The 16,581-nt window shown below is 68.0% G+C and carries 9 protein-coding genes and 1 pseudogene; 6 read left to right on the top strand and 4 right to left on the bottom strand.

Features of this window, described 5'->3' with window-relative positions; translation table 11 throughout:
- Positions 1–156: 156 nt before the first annotated feature.
- Entirely contained in the window at positions 157–468 is a 312-nt protein-coding gene (locus GWK61_RS18540; RefSeq protein WP_194909669.1) for a hypothetical protein, read from the bottom strand.
- Between GWK61_RS18540 and GWK61_RS18535 the strand changes: the two genes are divergently transcribed.
- Positions 458–5,368 (top strand): LamG-like jellyroll fold domain-containing protein, encoded by a 4,911-nt coding sequence (locus GWK61_RS18535; protein WP_194909667.1) that lies wholly within the window; start codon positions 458–460, stop codon positions 5,366–5,368. The genes GWK61_RS18540 and GWK61_RS18535 overlap by 11 nt on opposite strands.
- A 225-nt stretch (positions 5,369–5,593) precedes the next feature.
- Positions 5,594–6,097, top strand: coding sequence for a tetratricopeptide repeat protein (locus tag GWK61_RS18530; RefSeq protein WP_194909665.1), 504 nt, complete (start codon positions 5,594–5,596; stop codon positions 6,095–6,097).
- 201 nt (positions 6,098–6,298) lie between these two features.
- Here the strand turns inward: GWK61_RS18530 and rho are convergent, their stop codons facing one another.
- The gene (rho, locus tag GWK61_RS18525) at positions 6,299–7,489 is read right to left on the bottom strand and encodes a transcription termination factor Rho (protein WP_194909663.1); all 1,191 of its coding nucleotides are present in this window, start codon (positions 7,487–7,489) and stop codon (positions 6,299–6,301) included.
- Positions 7,490–8,112: 623 nt separating this feature from the next.
- On the opposite strand from rho, the gene GWK61_RS18520 reads away from it, so the two are divergent.
- The 3 genes from GWK61_RS18520 (at position 8,113) to GWK61_RS18510 (ending at position 11,507) form a co-directional block, all read left to right on the top strand.
- A complete protein-coding gene (locus GWK61_RS18520; RefSeq protein WP_194909661.1) occupies positions 8,113–8,343 on the top strand; it encodes a cell wall-binding repeat-containing protein in 231 nt (76 codons plus the stop codon).
- 242 nt (positions 8,344–8,585) lie between these two features.
- Positions 8,586–10,631, top strand: a complete 2,046-nt coding sequence (locus GWK61_RS18515) for a choice-of-anchor P family protein (RefSeq protein WP_194909659.1) — start codon at positions 8,586–8,588, stop codon at positions 10,629–10,631.
- 576 nt (positions 10,632–11,207) lie between these two features.
- Positions 11,208–11,507: a hypothetical protein gene (locus tag GWK61_RS18510; protein WP_194909657.1), complete on the top strand. Its 300-nt coding sequence runs from the start codon at positions 11,208–11,210 to the stop codon at positions 11,505–11,507.
- Positions 11,508–11,894: 387 nt separating this feature from the next.
- On the opposite strand, the gene GWK61_RS18505 is transcribed toward GWK61_RS18510, so the two are convergent.
- Complete coding sequence (locus tag GWK61_RS18505; RefSeq protein ID WP_194909656.1) at positions 11,895–12,881, bottom strand: alpha/beta fold hydrolase; 987 nt, start codon at positions 12,879–12,881, stop codon at positions 11,895–11,897.
- Positions 12,882–13,047: 166 nt separating this feature from the next.
- On the opposite strand from GWK61_RS18505, the gene GWK61_RS18500 reads away from it, so the two are divergent.
- On the top strand, positions 13,048–15,720 hold the full coding sequence (locus GWK61_RS18500) for a LuxR family transcriptional regulator (RefSeq protein WP_194909654.1): 2,673 nt from the start codon (positions 13,048–13,050) through the stop codon (positions 15,718–15,720).
- Between the two features lie 153 nt (positions 15,721–15,873).
- Here the strand turns inward: GWK61_RS18500 and GWK61_RS59590 are convergent.
- Positions 15,874–16,581 (bottom strand): annotated as a pseudogene (locus GWK61_RS59590) (acyl-CoA dehydrogenase family protein); the annotation flags it as partial.

Below are 16,581 nucleotides of genomic sequence, written 5' to 3'. Positions count from 1 at the left end.
GACCATAACCGCCCCCTCCCAGAGTTAGCCAGATGCGGCGAAGGAAGCTACCACGGCAAAGGTCGGCTTGGATAGATAAAGCCAAGTCGTTGATAAAATACCCGCCGTCGAACAGCTAAAATCTGGGTGGATGGTGGATGTGGCGGCATCACGGGGTTACATTTCTCGGGCACATTTCCGAGCCGTGGGGGTAGTCATGTCAAGAAAGACACGAATACGGTCGCTGGCAGCCAAAACCGGCACTTTAGCAGTGGCCGTCGCCACCGCGTGCGGTGTCGGCATCGGCCAAACCGCTGACCGGGCCTGGGCCGAGGCCGTCAGCACGTCGTCCAGCACGTCGTCCAGTTCGTCGCCGACGCAGCCGACACCCGGCACTTCGTCATCGGCACCGTCCGCGCCGCAGTCCGCAAAGTCTGCATCATCAGCGGCTGACCCGGCCGGGCCGGAGACCGCGACCGTGGATTCCACGACCCCTGCCAAGCTGTCCGCGGCTAAAGCGCAGGCGGGTCAGACCGGCAAGCCGGTGGCTGTGGACGCCTTGACATCGCAGACCTCGACGACAATGGCGAACCCGGACGGCTCGTTCACGACATCGACGACCACTGTCCCGACCCGGATAATGCGCAACGGCGCCTGGATCCCGGTTGACACCGGCCTGAAGGTGCAGGCCGACGGCAGCCTGTCCCCGGCCGCCGTCCCGGCGCCGGTGACGTTCTCCGGCGGCGGCAACCAGCCGATGGTGACCCAGGCCAGCGGTTCGACCACCTACCGCGCCTCCTGGCCGGGAACGCTTCCCAAGCCCACGATCGCCGGGGACACCGCCACCTATGGGGAGGTGCTGCCCGGGGTCGACCTCAAGCTGACGGCGACCGTCACCGGCGTCCAGCAGGTCCTGGTGGTCAAGACCAAAGCCGCCGCCGCGAACCCGGCGCTGGCCGCGCTGAACTTCCCGGTGAACGTGTCCGGCGGCACGATGTCCACCGACGCCGACGGATCGCTGAGTGTGCTGGACGCTTCGGGCACACCGGTGCTGCACGGCGGCGCGCCGACGATGTGGGACTCGTCGGGCTCTGCGACCGAGGCCGCGGCCGCGCCCGGTCAGGCGCCCAGCGGTGCCCGCTTCTCGCTGATGGGCTTGAAGGCCCCGGCCAAGGCCGCGTCGACCACGGTCACCGTCACCCCGGACGCCTCGCTGCTGGCCAACCCCGCCGCGGTGTTCCCGCTGATCCTGGACCCCGACACCTCCTTCACGCACCTGGCCGCCTACGACACGGTGTGGGACGTCGCCCCCGACAGCAACTACCTGAACAACGGTTCCTCGCTGCGGTCCGGCTACGTATGGGATGGGACGAACTCCCGCTACCAGACCAACAGGTCGTTCCTGAACTTCGACGGCCTGGGGGTGATCTCGGGCAAGACGGTGCGCAGCGCCTCACTGCTGCTGTTCGACAGCTACTCGGCGTCGTGCTCGGGGACCGCGGTGTCGCTGTGGGCCACCGGCTCGATCAGCACGTCGACCACCTGGCGGAACGAGCCGAGCTGGGCGTACAAGATGGACGACAAGACCTTCGCCCACGGATACACCTCCTCCTGCCCCGGCGCCCAGGTCTCGATGAACCCCATCCAGCAGGTCACCAACGCCGCCAACGGCGGCTGGGCGAACATCACGATGGGTCTGCGCGCCGACAACGAGTCCGACTCCTCCTCGTGGAAGATCTTCGAGTCGGTGAAGGCCGGATACGCCCCGGATCTCATCGTGACCTGGACCTCCCCGGCGGTGGCCCCGCAGATCACCTCGGTCGCGTTCGGCAACACCACCGTCCCGTGCGGCGGCTGGGCCGGCAAGGTCTCCGACCTGAACGCCAGCCCGCTGCTGGTGCACGCCAACGTGTTCGGCGACGCCGGCGGGGACTTCCTCAAGGTGTGGACGAACGTCACCGACAACCACAACAACGCGGCACTTTCACAGACGCAGAACGTGTACACCTCGGGCATCGGCAGCGCGGTCCCGTGGACTTCCCCCGGGTTCAACGAGAGCTGGCTCCAGGCCGACAGCAGCACCATCACCGTCACCGTCAGCGCCACCAATCTGGCCAACCAGCCCGCGACCTCGGCCGCGTGCACCTTCCAGGTCGACACGGTCACCCCCGGCAGTCCGTCCGTGACGTCCCCGTTCGACTTCCCGGTCGAGGACTGGGGCAACACCCTGACCCAGGGCGGGTCCTTCAACGTCACCCCCGGTGCGAACTCCGGGCACGTCGTCAAGTACCACATCGTCGCCGACGGCAACGCCAACAGCTACTGGGACCAGGGCACCACCAACGGCGCCGCGTCCGGGTTCGGCCTGAACTGCTCCGGCTGCGCCTACAACCCGTTCACCACCCCGGGCCTGCACTGGCTGACCGCCCAATCGGTCTCGGTGGCCGGGAACCTCTCCAACCTCTCGCCCCGCTACTACTTCTTCATCTCCCCGAACAGCCCACAGGCCGATGCCGCCACCGGCCTGACCAACGCCTCGGTCAACACCACCGTCGCCACCGGGCCCCAACAAGTCACCGACGCCTACGGCACCTACAACCAGGTCCTGCTCTGGGGCGCACCCAACGGCGCCGGGCTGTGGCTGAAAGACACCCCGGCCGATTCCGGCAACTACGCGGTACAGGCCGTCATGACCAAGGCCACCGACTACGGCAAGGTCCAAGCCTCCGTCACGCAACTCGACGGCAGCGGCAACCCGATCGCCGGCACCACCCAGACACTTCCGCAGATCTTTGACGGCGACTCAGGCTCCTGCTGCTCTCGGGCCACGTTCGACTTCGGCGGCGCGAACCTGAGCAAGGGCACCGCGTACCGGTTCACGTTCACCGCGTCCGGCACCAGCTCGACCGTGTCCCCGTATTACAACATCGGGGTCTACCAGCTGCGGCTGATCCCCCTGCATGTGCGCTACACCGGCTCCACCGACCCGAACGCCAACCTGGCCTCGGGGTTCAACAACATCGGCATCACCGACAGCACCACGGTCGCCAACGGCGACTTCGACGGGTCCGGCAACAGCCTGGACGCCACCGGCCTGGCCAACGCCGGCTACGGCCCCGGCCAGAAGATCACCATCGACGGAGTGCCGTTCACCATACCCACCGCGGCCGCCGGGACGGCGGACGACATGGTCGCCTCGGGGCAGACCATCGGCATGGGCAACGCCACCGGGTCGGCGATCGGACTGCTCGGATCCCTGTCCTACACCGCGCGCGGCGGCACCGGCCAGATCACCTACAACGGCACCTGCAACGGCGCCACCACGCAGGCCTACACCATCGCGCCGGTCCCCGACTGGGGCGACACCAGCGCCTCGGCCGCCGACCGGGCCGCAGTCTCCGGCCTGCCGTGGAACAGCAGCACCGGCTGGGGGGCACGGTCCAACCGCCTGTACTCCATCATCATCCCGCTGAACTGCCAGAACGTGCCGGTCGCCAGCATCGATCTGCCCGCGGTCAGCCCGAGCGTCGCAGGCGCCGCGTCTTCACTGAAGATCTTCTCCATCGGGATGCGGCCGGCGACCAAGGGCTCGGCGTATGTCGCCTCGTGGGCGACGTCACTGGACACCACCGCTGCCGTCCCGGCCGGCACTCTGCGAATGCCGGTGCACGTCAGCATCGGCGGCACCAGCACCCGGATCCGCCTGGACAACCCCTACGCCACCGCGCCGATCACGATCAGCGCGGCCGGCGTCGGCCTGCAGTCCACCGGCGCCGGCACCAGCGCGACGCCGACCGCGCTGACCTTCGCCGGCTCCGGATCGGTGACGATCCCACCGGGCGGGCAGGTCTACTCCGACCCGGCCGGTCTCACCGTGCCTTCGGGGTCCACGCTGCTGGTCAGTCTGGACCTGCCTTCGGCGGCCACCGTGGCCGCGCACGCCGCGACCCGGGCCACCGTGTGGACCGCGGCCGGCAACGCCACCGGCGCCTCCGCCGCCACCGGCTTCACCACTACCGCCACCGGCTGGGCCCTGCTCGACGACGTGGAGGTGACCCCGGCCGCCGGCCAGTACCAGTTGGGCACCTTGGCGATCATGGGCGACCAGATCGGCAACGGCGACCAGACGGCCGTCGACGCCAACGCCCGGATCAGCGACTACATCGCCAAAGCCCTGCCCGGCACCGCCGGCGTGGTCAACGTCTCCTCCACCGGAAACCGGCTGCTCACCGACGAGGCTCTCGGCTCCGGCGGCCCGTCGGCGCTGAGCCGGCTGGACCGCGACGTCTGCGACCTGCCGAACCTGAACACCGTCGTGGTCGCCGAGGGCGACAACGACCTGCACGACGGGCAGAGCGACGTCGCGATAGAAGGCAACGCCGCAGGCGGCCTGTCGGGAATCAGCCAGATCCTCCAGCACTGCGGCGCCACCCCGCTGATCGTGCCGGTGACCCCGTTCGACACCGCCGGCACCTGGAACGCCACCGGCGAGCCCGGCTACTGGAACGGCATCCGCGCCTGGACCACCGCGGGCAACCTGCCCGGGGCGATCATCGCCGACGGCGGGGCCACCAGCGTGCTGTCCGACAGCGCCGACGCCCGCAAGCTGGCCGCCGCCTACGACAACGCCGACCACGCGATGCCCAACGACGCCGGCCTGCAACTGCTGGCCACCACCATCACCGCGGCGACCCCGTGGAAGACGGTCCCGTCAGGGGCCAGCGACTGGTTCACCCTGACCGCCGACGGCACCGACGCCCTCAACAGCACCTACAACGGCATCCCATCGCCGACGGTGAACTTCATCGCGAACGACCGCGGCAGCCGCACCGCCGCCCGGTTCAACGGCACCGACTCCACCATCAACATCCCCGACCCCAACGGCCTGACCACCAACGCACCACTGGACACCACCCAGAGCTTCACCGTGTCGGCATGGGTCGACCTCACAAGCAGCCCGCGTACCGACACCGAATCCCTGGTCGCGCAGAACGGCACCAACGAGTTCGGCTACGAACTCGCATTCCAGCGCTCCTCGCAGCAATGGAGATTCGGCATGCAAGCCGCCGACGGCACCACCGGCAACGACTGGGAAGCCCGGGGCCCGGTCATGAACGGAAGCGAATACGGCTCCTGGCACCACCTCGTCGGCGTCTACGACGCCACGGCGCAGAAGATCTACCTGTACGTCGACGGCACCCTGACTGCCAGCACCAACTTCCACGCGACAGTCAACTTCGCCCAGAACATGACCATCGGTGGCGGCGCACTCTGGCAGGGCACCCCCACCGACTACCTGAACGGAGACATCAGCGACGTCATCCTCTACACCAGCGCCCTGAACAGCACCCAAGTGCAGAACCTCTACACCGCAACGCTGCCGCAGTAGCGGGGAACGCCCACCTCGGGGCCGCCAGGCACATGTGCCTGGCGGCCCCGGCCATTTGCCGGAGCAGGGGACTCACCGAAGACGGACAGCGGGACGTGCTGAGAGGCGTCCGGAAATGTCCAGCGGTGTCCAACAGGAGCGGATCGACCGCCCGCCACCCCGATGCTGCTCGGTAGCCGTCTCGGTGAGGCCACCGCCCTGATCGACCTGGGGCGGGTACGGTTCATGTCCGGTGACGTCCCCGGGGCGGCGGACTGCCAGGCGCGGGCCTTGGAGATCTACCAGCAGCTCGGCAACCGCCTCGGCGAGGCCGGCGCACTGACCCACCTGGGACGCGCACGGCAGCTGTCCGGCGACTTGCCGGGAGCGGTACAGGCCCAGACCCAGGCCCTGGAGATCTTCCGCCAACTCGGCAACCGCGGCAACGAGGCTTGGGCCCTGAACTTCTACGCTGCCACCGTCGCCGCGCTCGGTGACCGCCCCCACGCACTCACGCTCTACCACCAGGCCCTGGCCCTGAACCGGGAACACCACAAAGTCGACGACGAAGCCATCTCCCTGGAAGGCATCGCCGACCACCACCTCGCCACCGGCGACCCCACCCAGGGCGTCGCGTACCTGAATCAGGCCTTGGAGACCTACCAGCGCCTGGGCATGCGACGGGACGTCGGACGCGTCCAGGCCCGGCTCGCCGAGGCCGAGACACGAGGGCCGGAGCCGGATCACTGACCTGGTCGCAGCATGTGCCTGGACGGCTCCGGCGGCTCGACCAGCCCCGGCGCCGCTGCCGGCCCTGGACTTCGGCCACACCGTCCGCCGGGTCGGGGGGGCGAGCATGGTGGCAACGATCGGCCACGCCGAGAACCCGGAGCGCACTCTCCCTGAGGATGAGCGGTTGGACTTCAGAAAGATCCGGCGCCCTCCGGAAACTCAGGACCCTGACGGCGTCGTCTGTCGGATCCGCTGCAGGAACTCGCTGTTCCCGGAAGTTTGCTTGAGACGTTCCAGCAGGACTTCCATGCCCTGCTGGTTGCTCTGCCCCCGCAGCACCCGACGCAGGCGCCACATGGCATCCAGTTCGTCGGCCGGGACCAGGAGCTCGTCGCGGCGGGTGCTGGAGCCGGCGATGTCGACGGCGGGGAAGACACGGCGGTCGGCCAGAGTGCGGTCCAACCGCAGCTCCATGTTGCCGGTGCCCTTCAGCTCTTCGAAGTAGTAGTCGTCGGCGCGGGAGCCGGTGTCGGTCAGGGCGGTGGCGATGATGGTCACCGAGCCGCCCTCTTCGAGGTTGCGGGCGGTACCGAAGAGTTGCTTGGGGGCGGCGACTGAGGACGCGTCGACACCGCCGGTCAGGGTGCGGCCGCCGGACTTGGCATTGGCGTTGTGCGCGCGGCACAGCCGGGTGATGGAGTCGAGCAGGATGACGACGTCCTGACCCTGCTCGGCCAGGCGCTTCGCACGCTCGACGGCCAGTTCGGCGATCGCGATGTGCTGGTGCGCCGGGCGGTCGAAGGTGGAGGCGAGGATCTCGGCGTCGACCGAGCGTTGCATGTCGGTGACCTCCTCGGGCCGCTCGTCGAGGAGCACGACCATGAGATGGCACTCGGGGTGGTTCCGCGTGACGGCCTTCGCCAGCGCCTGCAACAGCACCGTCTTGCCGGTCTTCGGCGGAGCGACGATCAGGCCGCGCTGGCCCTTGCCGATCGGCGTGAGCAGGTCCACGACCCGGGTGATCAGCTGCCCGGGCCCGGGCGCGGACTCCAGCCGCAGCCGCTGCCGCGGATGCACCGGGGTCAGCGCGGCGAACTGCGGCCGGACCATGCCCGGCCGCGCGAGCAGGCCGTTGACGGTGTCGACCCGCATCAGCGGATCGGCCTTGGCGGCCTTGTCCGGTCGATCCGGCTTGTTCGACGCACCGCCTTCGATCAGGTCGCCGGGCCGCAGCCCGTACTGTCGGATCAAAGCCGGCGGGATGTAGAGGTCTCCCGGACCCGGCAGATAGCCGCCGACGCGCAGAAAACCGCCTTGGTCCTGCCGGTCGACGATCCCGGTGACCGGGACGAGGTCCTGTTTCTGATGTTCTCGGGTGGAGACGGGACGTTCAAGAGTGGGGACGGACATAAAAGTCCTTTCACATGGGGGGATCCGCCTTGGCGGCGGCTTCGCGATCCGCAGGAAGCGGCGCGGCATTGATCCCAGAGTGTTGATGAGGTGGCAGGCCGGCGATGAAAGCGCACGGCGCGCTCGGAAAACCCGCAGCGTTTTGGACCGCTGATAAGAACAAGCAGACCGGGATTACTGGGTTGCTGCGTCAGAAGCAGCGAGCGCCGCAGTCAACAGTGGCCAGTGCCTACTCTGCGGCGAATCTCGGTGCTTCCTAGACGCTAGCACCGGTCGGGCCACGGATGCCACTCGTTGACTGCAACACCCGGCATCGAAAGAATCTTCCCGCTCCGCAAGATCCCGCTTCCAGCTGCCGCGACACGAGGGACCTCGTATCGTGTACGCACGACGTGTCGTAGCCGCCGCCATCTGCGGAAGCGTGGGCGTGGCCATGGTCCAACCCGGCATCGCGGGACGGCACGACGTCGCGCTGCGGGGCCTCCACTTCTTCAACACGTCCAGCCAAGCGCTCAAGGTGTCGTCCTCGTCCTCGATCGAGGTGCCGGACATCGACGTCCAGAAAGCCCAGGTCCTCGTGCCGCCGGGCAGGACCCCCGGCGGCGATGTGAGCTTCGACGGCGGTGGCCTCGGCCGTGAACTTCCCGGACGCGCTGGCCGGCGGCGCCTTCGCCGCCAACGCCGGCCAGCCGCTGGCGCTCACCGATCCGCACCAGGTGTCCGGCGACCTGCCGCTGGAACAGTGGCACCTGTTCGAGTGGAACGGCACCGTCTCGGTGTTCGGCGGTTCCTCGGCCGTCAGCGACGTGGTGGTTGCGCAGATCGTCCGAGACACCGACGGTCGCTTGATGTAAGACGGCGTACGACTTGCACACCTCGTCGGTACGCGGGTAGCGGTGATACTGCTGCCCGCACTACGTCCGCGGATAGTAGCCGGCGCTCGCGAATTCCGCAGCGGCGATGGGTCATCGCACGTATGTCCAGCAACGAAGTGCCAGGTTACGCCACGTTTCGCCAGCACTGACAGTGAATCAGGGTTCGCATAAAGTCACCCGCGCACGGGGTCCCTCACAGTCTCCTTCTAAGGAGTACGCGGATGTCGAACATCGGGCACGGGCTGCGCCGGACGACGGCGCTGCTCGGCGTGCTGGCGCTGGTGCTGATGGCGGTATTCCTACCGTCGGTCAAGGCCGACGCGGCTTCCAACGCCGCTTCCAACGTCACTACCCACGCCCCTTCCAGCGTCCAGGTCTTCGTCGGGTACGCCGACAACCTGCGCGCGAACCCGACCAACTTCCCGACGCCGTGGGCGGGAGCGCCGGGCGTCACCATTGACGGGTGCACCGGGTGCACCTACGACTCCGGGGCGATCCGGATCGTCAACAACTCCCCGCTGCCGGTGTCGGTCGGCTCCGTGTCGGCCAAGGTCGGCCCCTGCACCTTCAGCCTCTGGCACGACCATTCGATACCCGCGAACGGCGGCCAGCTCATCTACACGCAGCTGGACGCGAACTTCGCCAACAACTGCACCCCCTCGGGCACCACGTTCGACAGCTCCGATATCGGGTTCCTCCCGGGCTGTCCCAGCCAGGACGGCATCATCCCGGTGGTGAGCGCCACGATCGACGGCGTCGCGCAGACCTTCACGGACAGCGGGCAGGTCCTGAACACCGGCGGCTACGACAAGGCGTGCCAGGGCAACGAGTCCACCCAGTGGACTTCGATCGGCAGCACGGCGTGCCCGGGTGCGATCCTGAGCCTGGCGCCGCCGAGCCAGACCGCCGAAATCGGCTCGACCGCAACAGTCCAGGCCACGCTGACCAACACCTGCGGCACCGCGCTGCAGGGCGCCTCCATCCACTTCGCGGCCTCGGGCGCGAACTCGGCCTCGGGTGACGCAGCGACCGACATCAACGGGGTGGCGTCGTTCAGTTACAGCGGCAGTGTCCTCGGGTCCGACTCGGTCGTCGCCACCACGACCAACCCGGCGGGGACCATCACCTCCAACACCGTGACGGTCACCTGGGTCAAGCGGGCGTCGACGGTGACCATCACCGGAACCGGGACCAGCGACTTCGACGACCCCGCCACGGTGTCCGCGGTGTTGACCGACGGCTCGGGCCCGATCGCCGGCCAGACCGTCGCATTCACGCTGAACAGCGCCCAGACGTGCTCGGGCACGACCGACGCGACCGGCACGGCGAGCTGCTCGATCACCCCGGGCGAGGCCGCCGGGACGTACACGCTGACGGCTTCCTTCGGCGGTGACGCGTCCGACCTCGCCAGCTCCGCGAGCGGCGCCTTCACCGTCACCCACGAGGAGACGTCACTCGTCTACACCGGCAGCACGAAAGCCGCCAACGGCCAGCCCTTCACCATGTCCGGCACGCTGACCGAGGACGGCGCCGGGCCGATAGCCAACCGGACGGTCACGTTCACCCTAGGCTCCGCCTCGGCGCAGAGCTGCTCCGGCACCACCGACAACACCGGCGCGGCGGCGTGCACCATCGCGTCGGTGAACCAGCCCTCTTCGACGACCAGCGTGCCGGCCTCGGCCGTGTTCGCCGGAGACGCCTACTACCTCCCGGCCACCGCGGCAACGGTCACCGTCGGCTTCACCTACATGACCGGTGACGCCTACGGGATCGCGTCGAGCGGCCTCGTGGGCATCTCCAAGACGCCGGAGGCCGGACCGGTGCAGACCGCGACGGCCGAGCACGTGGCGCCGCCCTGCGTCGTCACCATCAGCGGCCTGATCAGCGCCGGCACGCTGTGCGCGAGCGTCGACACCGCGGTGAACCCGGGCGCCTCCACAGCCAAGGCCTCGGCGCAGAACGCGCACATCGGCGTGCTGGGACTGCCGGTCATCAACATCGGGGCGGTGACATCGACGTCGAAGACCATGTGCACCGGATCGACCGGTGACGCCACGGTGGCGTCGATCTCGGTCGGCGGCATCCCGCTGAACATCAACCTGCACCCGGGCCCGAACACCAAGATCTCGATCCTCGGGATCACCATCACCCTCAACGAGCAGATCCAGGGCCCGGGGTCGCTGACCGTCAACGCCGTGCACATCCAGGCGCTCGGTCTGCTCGACGTGGTGCTCGCCTCCTCAACGAGCGACATCCACAACTGCTAGATCGTCCCTCCCCCCACCCTGCGGGTCCGCGGCGCGTATCGCCACGGGCCCGCAGGCCCTTCCGGGCGAGGAGGACCGTCAGGGCCGTCACCGACGCCTCCGCTCGGGTTGTCCGTCTCCCAGCACTTCACACAGAGGTCCAGGCCATCGGGCCATGCTGACCCGGCTACCCCTACGCTGATTGCATTCGAACCTGACAGAACCCAGTCAAAGCCTGCCAAGCTGTCTGGATGTCGCCCCGGCGAGGTCAGAAGTACATTCGAACCCTGATGAACTTGGCGCGCAAGCACCTACCCCAACCCGGCGATATGGATTGGACTGTCTCCCAGCATGATGGAAACGGGCAGGTAGGAACGCTCACGCCTGTCGGACACTCCTTCGGACGCTCCTTGGTCGGCGAGTGGAGTGTCCGTCGCCATCAACTCCTTCGTTGCGATGGCGTGGCCTGTTTGGGGCCTGGTCGTCCAAGCGTCACCATGGCACGTCGTGCCGAGCGGCACGCAGGCGTGTCCGCGCACAATCCTGCGCTGCGGCCTACGCCAGATTCCCCGCCATTTGGTCGGGAAGGATTCTCGCGTGACTGACACAGCCGGCCCCATCGCCGACGCGACCGCCGCTCTTCGGCGGCTCAGCGAATCCATGCTGAGTGATCGTGCGGACTACGTCGCCAATACCCTGGACTCCCTTGCCGATTCTGACGGTCCCCTCGCTCCGCTCCGCGACTTCCTTGACAGCGCCGCTGGATGGATCAGCACCCTTAACGGAGATGAAGCGGAGGAGGCAAGCGGGGATGCCTGGGCCGCCGTCGCCAGCCTTGACGAGGTGATCGAAACCATCCAGAGCGCTGCCGCCGGCCTTCGTACCATCGCCGACTAGCAGAACGCCCGGGGCCAGTTACGACGGCCCCGGGCGTTCACATGCTTATCCGCGTGGCTCCGGCGGACTCAGCTGAACAACGAGCCGAGATCTCCAATCAGCGCGCCCTCGGCGACCAGCAGCCGGCGTAGATTCGGCCATGCGGAGACGAGAACGCTCTGATCGAGATCGGGGTGTGGGCCGACGACACCGTGAGCTCGTGACGCCATGAGGTCACGACGTCACGGGCCCTGGCCAGGCCTTTCAGCTGGGATGGATCACCAGGTACATATCCGGTACTACGCAGGAGGCCCTCTCTATGTACTAGACGCCAGTTGGTCTCAGGGCTTTTCGTCCAGGATGCGACCCTTGAACGGGCCGACGACGAAGGCCGAGTCCCGGTTGGCCCTACCTGTCGAAGAAGCTATTCAAGAGCTGCAGCACATAGTCAGGCTGCTCCTCCATGACCCAGTGGTCGGCGCCGGGAACGACCGCGGTGGCGGTGTAGTCGGCGACCCGGGCCATGTCTCGGCCGATCTGCGCACCCATGCTGTGCTGGCCGCCGACGCCGAGCACGGGGATGGTCAGCTTGCCGTGTTCGGCAATGAGCTGGTCGACTTCGGTCTCGCCTTGGTCTTGCTGCCGGAAGTACTCGAACCCGGCGTGGGTGACAGCGGGCCGACTATAGGAGGCAAGGTAGCGGTCGACGGTCGCGGCGGGTAGCGCGCCGTGGTAGATCGAGTTATAGAAGACCCCGGGGGCGGGTTCGACGAGTTCCTCAGCGACGCCGGCCTGCGGGCCATTGATGAACCAGTCCCACCAAAGGATTCCCGGGTTCTGCTTCACGGTGTTGAGATAGTCGGTGGTGGGCGGTGCTTCTATCACGGCTAGCTTGGCGACCTCAGCCCGATATTCGACCGCGTAGGCGAGACCGACCGCGCCGCCCCAGTCGTGGCCGACCACCTGTGTGGTGGTGAAGCCGAGGTGGTGGACGACTGCGTGTACGTCGGTGGCCAGCGTCAGGGCCTCGTAGGAGCCCGCGTCGGACCCAGCCGGGTCCGAGTTGCCGAGCCCTCGTAGGTCGAGAGCGATCACTGTGTGGTCCCGAGCTAGCGACGGCATCAGACCCGACCATGCGTACCAGGTCTCCGGCCAGCCATGTAGGAGGACGAGCGCGGGGCCGTGACCACCGGTGACGTAGTGGATCCGGATCCCGTCGTTGGTCACGTATCCGTCATGGAAACCGGCCAGAGGAGTTCCCGCTGTATGTGGACTGCTCACCGGCTCGGCGGAGGCGGCGGCACCGGTACCGACGGCGACGGCGAGCACTCCCGCGCTCACCGCCGCCGCCAGCACGAGGCGCCAGCGTCGCGGCGGGGAGGTGTTGTTGGACATGGGAAACCTCTCAGTCGTTCTCGTCCTTCGAAATCACAGGGCTCTGGGATCCCGCCGCGGTTCCCTCGATCAGGTCGATGAGAGCGCTCGGGCCGGGCACGACGCTACGAGCCACGGACGCGGGCGGAATCTGTCATGCATTAGGTAGTTCCATAAGATCGAGCGCATGGTGATCGAGCGTGATGCCGAACGGGCGGCGATCGACGAGCTCCTCGCGGCGGCACATGAAAGACGCAGCGGTGCGCTTTGTGTCCGCGGCCCGGCCGGTATCGGCAAGACCGCCCTGCTCGAATACACGCTGGAGCAGCCGGGCTGGGCACGGATCCTACGCGCAGACGGCATCGAAGCCGAGCGCGACCTGCCGTACGCAGGCCTGAACCTGCTCATGCGACCGCTGCTCGGCTATCTCGACGTACTCCCAGAACGACAGCGAGCGGCGCTCGGATCGGTCTTCGGCACCGGCGGCATCGACCATCCGGACAGCCGGTTCCTGCTCGGTCTCGCGGTTCTGTCGTTGCTGGCTGCTGCGGCCGAAGACGGCCCGCTACTGTGTCTGCTCGACGATGCGCACTGGTTCGATGACGCCTCCATGCAGGCGCTGTACTTCGCCGCCCGCCGGCTCGACGCCGAAGGCATCGTCCTGCTCATCGCCACGCGGGACGATGATCCGCGCGAGTGCTCTGTGCGGATCATCGACGTCGGACCGCTCAGCGAACAGGGTGCCGCCTCGCTGCTGGCCCGGCACCGTCCCGATCTGGCAGGCGCGGCACGCCTGCGAGTCTTGAAGGCTTCCGCAGGCAACCCTCTGGCTCTGCTCGAGCTCCAGCCGCAGGAAGCCGATATGCCATTGACCCGCCGGCTCCGTTCGGCGTTCGAGGAACGTCTTCGCGTGCTGCCCGACAAAACACGTCTACTGCTACTGATCGCCGCAGCGGACGGCACAGGAGACCTCGGCGTCGTCCTGCGCGCATCCGGCGCCGCGCTCGCCGATCTGGAAATCGCGGAACACGCCGGCCTGATCACGCTCACCGGCACCGGGATCGCGTTCGGTCAACCCATCGTGCACGCCGCCGTCTACCAGTCCGCACCGCTGTCGGCGCGGATCGCCGCGCACACCGCTCTCGCCGCCGCGCTCACCGACCCCGGAGACCGGGATCGTTGCGCCTGGCACCGCGCAAAAGCCGCGACAGGACTCGACGACCGGGTGGCGGCCGAGCTCGAAGACACCGCCAGACGTGCCCGCGAGCGCGGTGGATACGAGGCCGCCGCGGCAGCGTACAGCCAAGCCGCACGGCTGAGCTCGGTCCTGGTGGACAAGGCGCGACGGCTCACCCTGGCTGGCGAGATGGCCTCAGAGACCGCTCGGCTCGACGACGCTCGGGCCGCGGCGGAGCAGGCCGCGCGACTCCCCAGCGAGCCCGAACTGCGCGCCAGGATCGCCCGAGTCCGCGCGACGGCCGATTTCAAGCAGGGCCGGCCACGTTCGGCCCATGCGCTGCTCACCGAGGGCGCGGTCCATATCGCAGGCACGGATCCGCATCAGGAATTGCGGATGCACCTGACCGCGGCCAACGCCGCGTGGTCCGTCGGCGATCCCGAACTGCTTGCCGTCACCAACGAGCGACTGTCGGCGTTGCGTTTGCCGGAGCGCGACCCGATGGCATCAGTCCATCGTTTTCTGGTCTGGATGACCGCCTTGGCCGCGGGCTGGTCGACCGCCGATATGCCGCCGCCCGGCCAGACCATCGCCGAGGCTCGGCAGGCCTCGGTGCGTTGCCCCTACGATCTGTCGTTCATCGCGGTCGGCGGGCTTGTCGCAGGCCAGGAACGCCCGACTCGGGACGTGGTGGCCGCGATGGCCGAGGAGAGCCGGCTGAGCGGGCGGATCGGTTGGCTCGTCGCGATGCTGTGCCTTCAGTCGAGCTGCGAGTTGTTGCTCGGCGAACACAAGGCGGCCCGGTCCTGTGCCGCAGAGGCGCTGGACCTGGCACGCGATGTCGGCTTGGGCAAATGGCTCCGGCACGCCGTAGGCACGCTGGCCTACCTGGCCGCAGTCGAAGGCGATGAGGCCGGCTGCCTCGAGGCGGCCGGCGAGGCACTCGGCAGCCCGGTCACCGAGCACACCATGCCGGGAAACAGCTGGCCGCAATGGGCACTCGCCGTTCAGGACCTGGCAGCCGGCCGCGCAGACTCCGCCGTGCGGCGCCTCGACTTCCGTGCCTACGGCGTCGGCAGCTTCGACACACCGGCCATCCACAGTGTGCCGGACGTCGTAGAAGCCCTCGTCCGCCTCGACCGTCACGACGACGCGATTCCTGCCACCAAGCGTCTGGAGCTTTGGGCCGCGCAGATCCGACAGCCGTCTGTCGACGCGCTGGTCAACCGTTGCAAAGCCCTGATCTCGGAGAAACCCGAGCATCTCTATCTGGAGGCGCTCGAGCTCCATCGGACCGACTCACGCCCCTTTGAACACGCCCGCACCGAACTCCTCTACGGTGAATGGCTGCGCCGCGTCCGGCGCAAAGCCGACGCCCGCACCCATCTGTCGGCCGCCCTTGGAGCGTTCGAATCCCTCGGAGCCCGCCCCTGGGCGGACCGGGCGGCCACCGAACTGGAAGCAACGAAACCCCGCAGGACGCCCGAGAGCATCGCGGCCGGCGGCCTCACCGCGCAGGAAAGCAAGATCACCGGCCTGGCCGCCGAGGGCCTCTCCGACAAGGAGATCGCGGCCCGCCTGTTCCTCAGCCCCCGCACAGTCGGCTACCACCTGAACAAGGCCTATCGGAAACTCGGCGTTCTATCCCGCAAAGAACTCATCAAGGGCGGGGAGCAGAGTTGAACATCGCACTGGCCGATGCAGGCGCCGGCAGTGCGCGCGGCCCAATACATCGAGTAGGCGATGACCTGCTGAAGAGCGGAGCAGTGGCCGGCTATAGAAAGGACGGCATATCTCCTGGGCGGCTACATCTCCTTCGAACGCGGGAACACTGCGGTGTTTGGGCACCGCGAACATCGACAGGCCCTTGGTACCCGGGGCCGCGCCGTCGGGTCGGGCCAAGACGAAGTGGACGATGTTCTCCTCCAGGTCGTGCTCGCCGGAGGTGATGAACCGCTTGACGCCCTGGATGTGCCAGCTGCCGTCGGGCTGTGCCGTCGCCTTCGTGGTCCCGGCCCCGACGTCGGAGCCCGCGTCGGGCTCGGTCAGCACCATCGTCGCGCCCCAGCGCCGCTCGATCATGATCTGGGCGACGCGCCGCTGGGCCGGGGTGCCCAACCGCCACAGCAGGCCGGCCATGCCCGGTCCGGATCCGAACATGAAGACCGGGGCCTGGGCGCCCTGGATCAGTTCCGCGATCGACCACCACAACGCGCGCGGCGCACCGGTGCCGCCCAGGGCGGCCGGTATATCCAGTCGCCACCACTCGGCTGCCATATATGCCTGGTAAGAAGCCTTGAACGCATCCGGCATCGACACGCTGCACGTCGCTGGGTCGTAGACGGGAGGGTTGCAGTCCGACTCGGCATACGATGCCGCGACCGGTCCGACGGCAAGGCGCTCGGCCTCGCTGAGGATGTCGCGTACGGTGGCGGCGTCGAGCTCGGCGAACGGCCCACGGCCCAAACTGTCTCCAGTCCCGAACACCTCGAACAGGTTGAAATGGATGTCTCGCAGATTGCTGCGGTAGTGGCTCGCGGCCAC

The organism is Catenulispora rubra, from assembly GCF_015356825.1.
Taxonomy (GTDB): domain Bacteria; phylum Actinomycetota; class Actinomycetes; order Streptomycetales; family Catenulisporaceae; genus Catenulispora; species Catenulispora rubra.
The sequence above is the reverse complement of the archived record's forward strand: the minus strand, read 5'-3'. Positions and strand labels throughout refer to the sequence as shown.

What these genes read in the sequence shown, in the direction of transcription:
- GWK61_RS18505 (WP_194909656.1), bottom strand. Translation starts at nt 12,881, where the DNA reads ATGTCCAACAACACCTCCCCGCCGCGACGCTGGCGCCTCGTGCTGGCG.
- GWK61_RS18530 (WP_194909665.1), top strand. Translation starts at nt 5,594, where the DNA reads ATGTCCGGTGACGTCCCCGGGGCGGCGGACTGCCAGGCGCGGGCCTTG.
- GWK61_RS18515 (WP_194909659.1), top strand. Translation starts at nt 8,586, where the DNA reads ATGTCGAACATCGGGCACGGGCTGCGCCGGACGACGGCGCTGCTCGGC.
- rho (WP_194909663.1), bottom strand. Translation starts at nt 7,489, where the DNA reads ATGTCCGTCCCCACTCTTGAACGTCCCGTCTCCACCCGAGAACATCAG.
- GWK61_RS18500 (WP_194909654.1), top strand. Translation starts at nt 13,048, where the DNA reads ATGGTGATCGAGCGTGATGCCGAACGGGCGGCGATCGACGAGCTCCTC.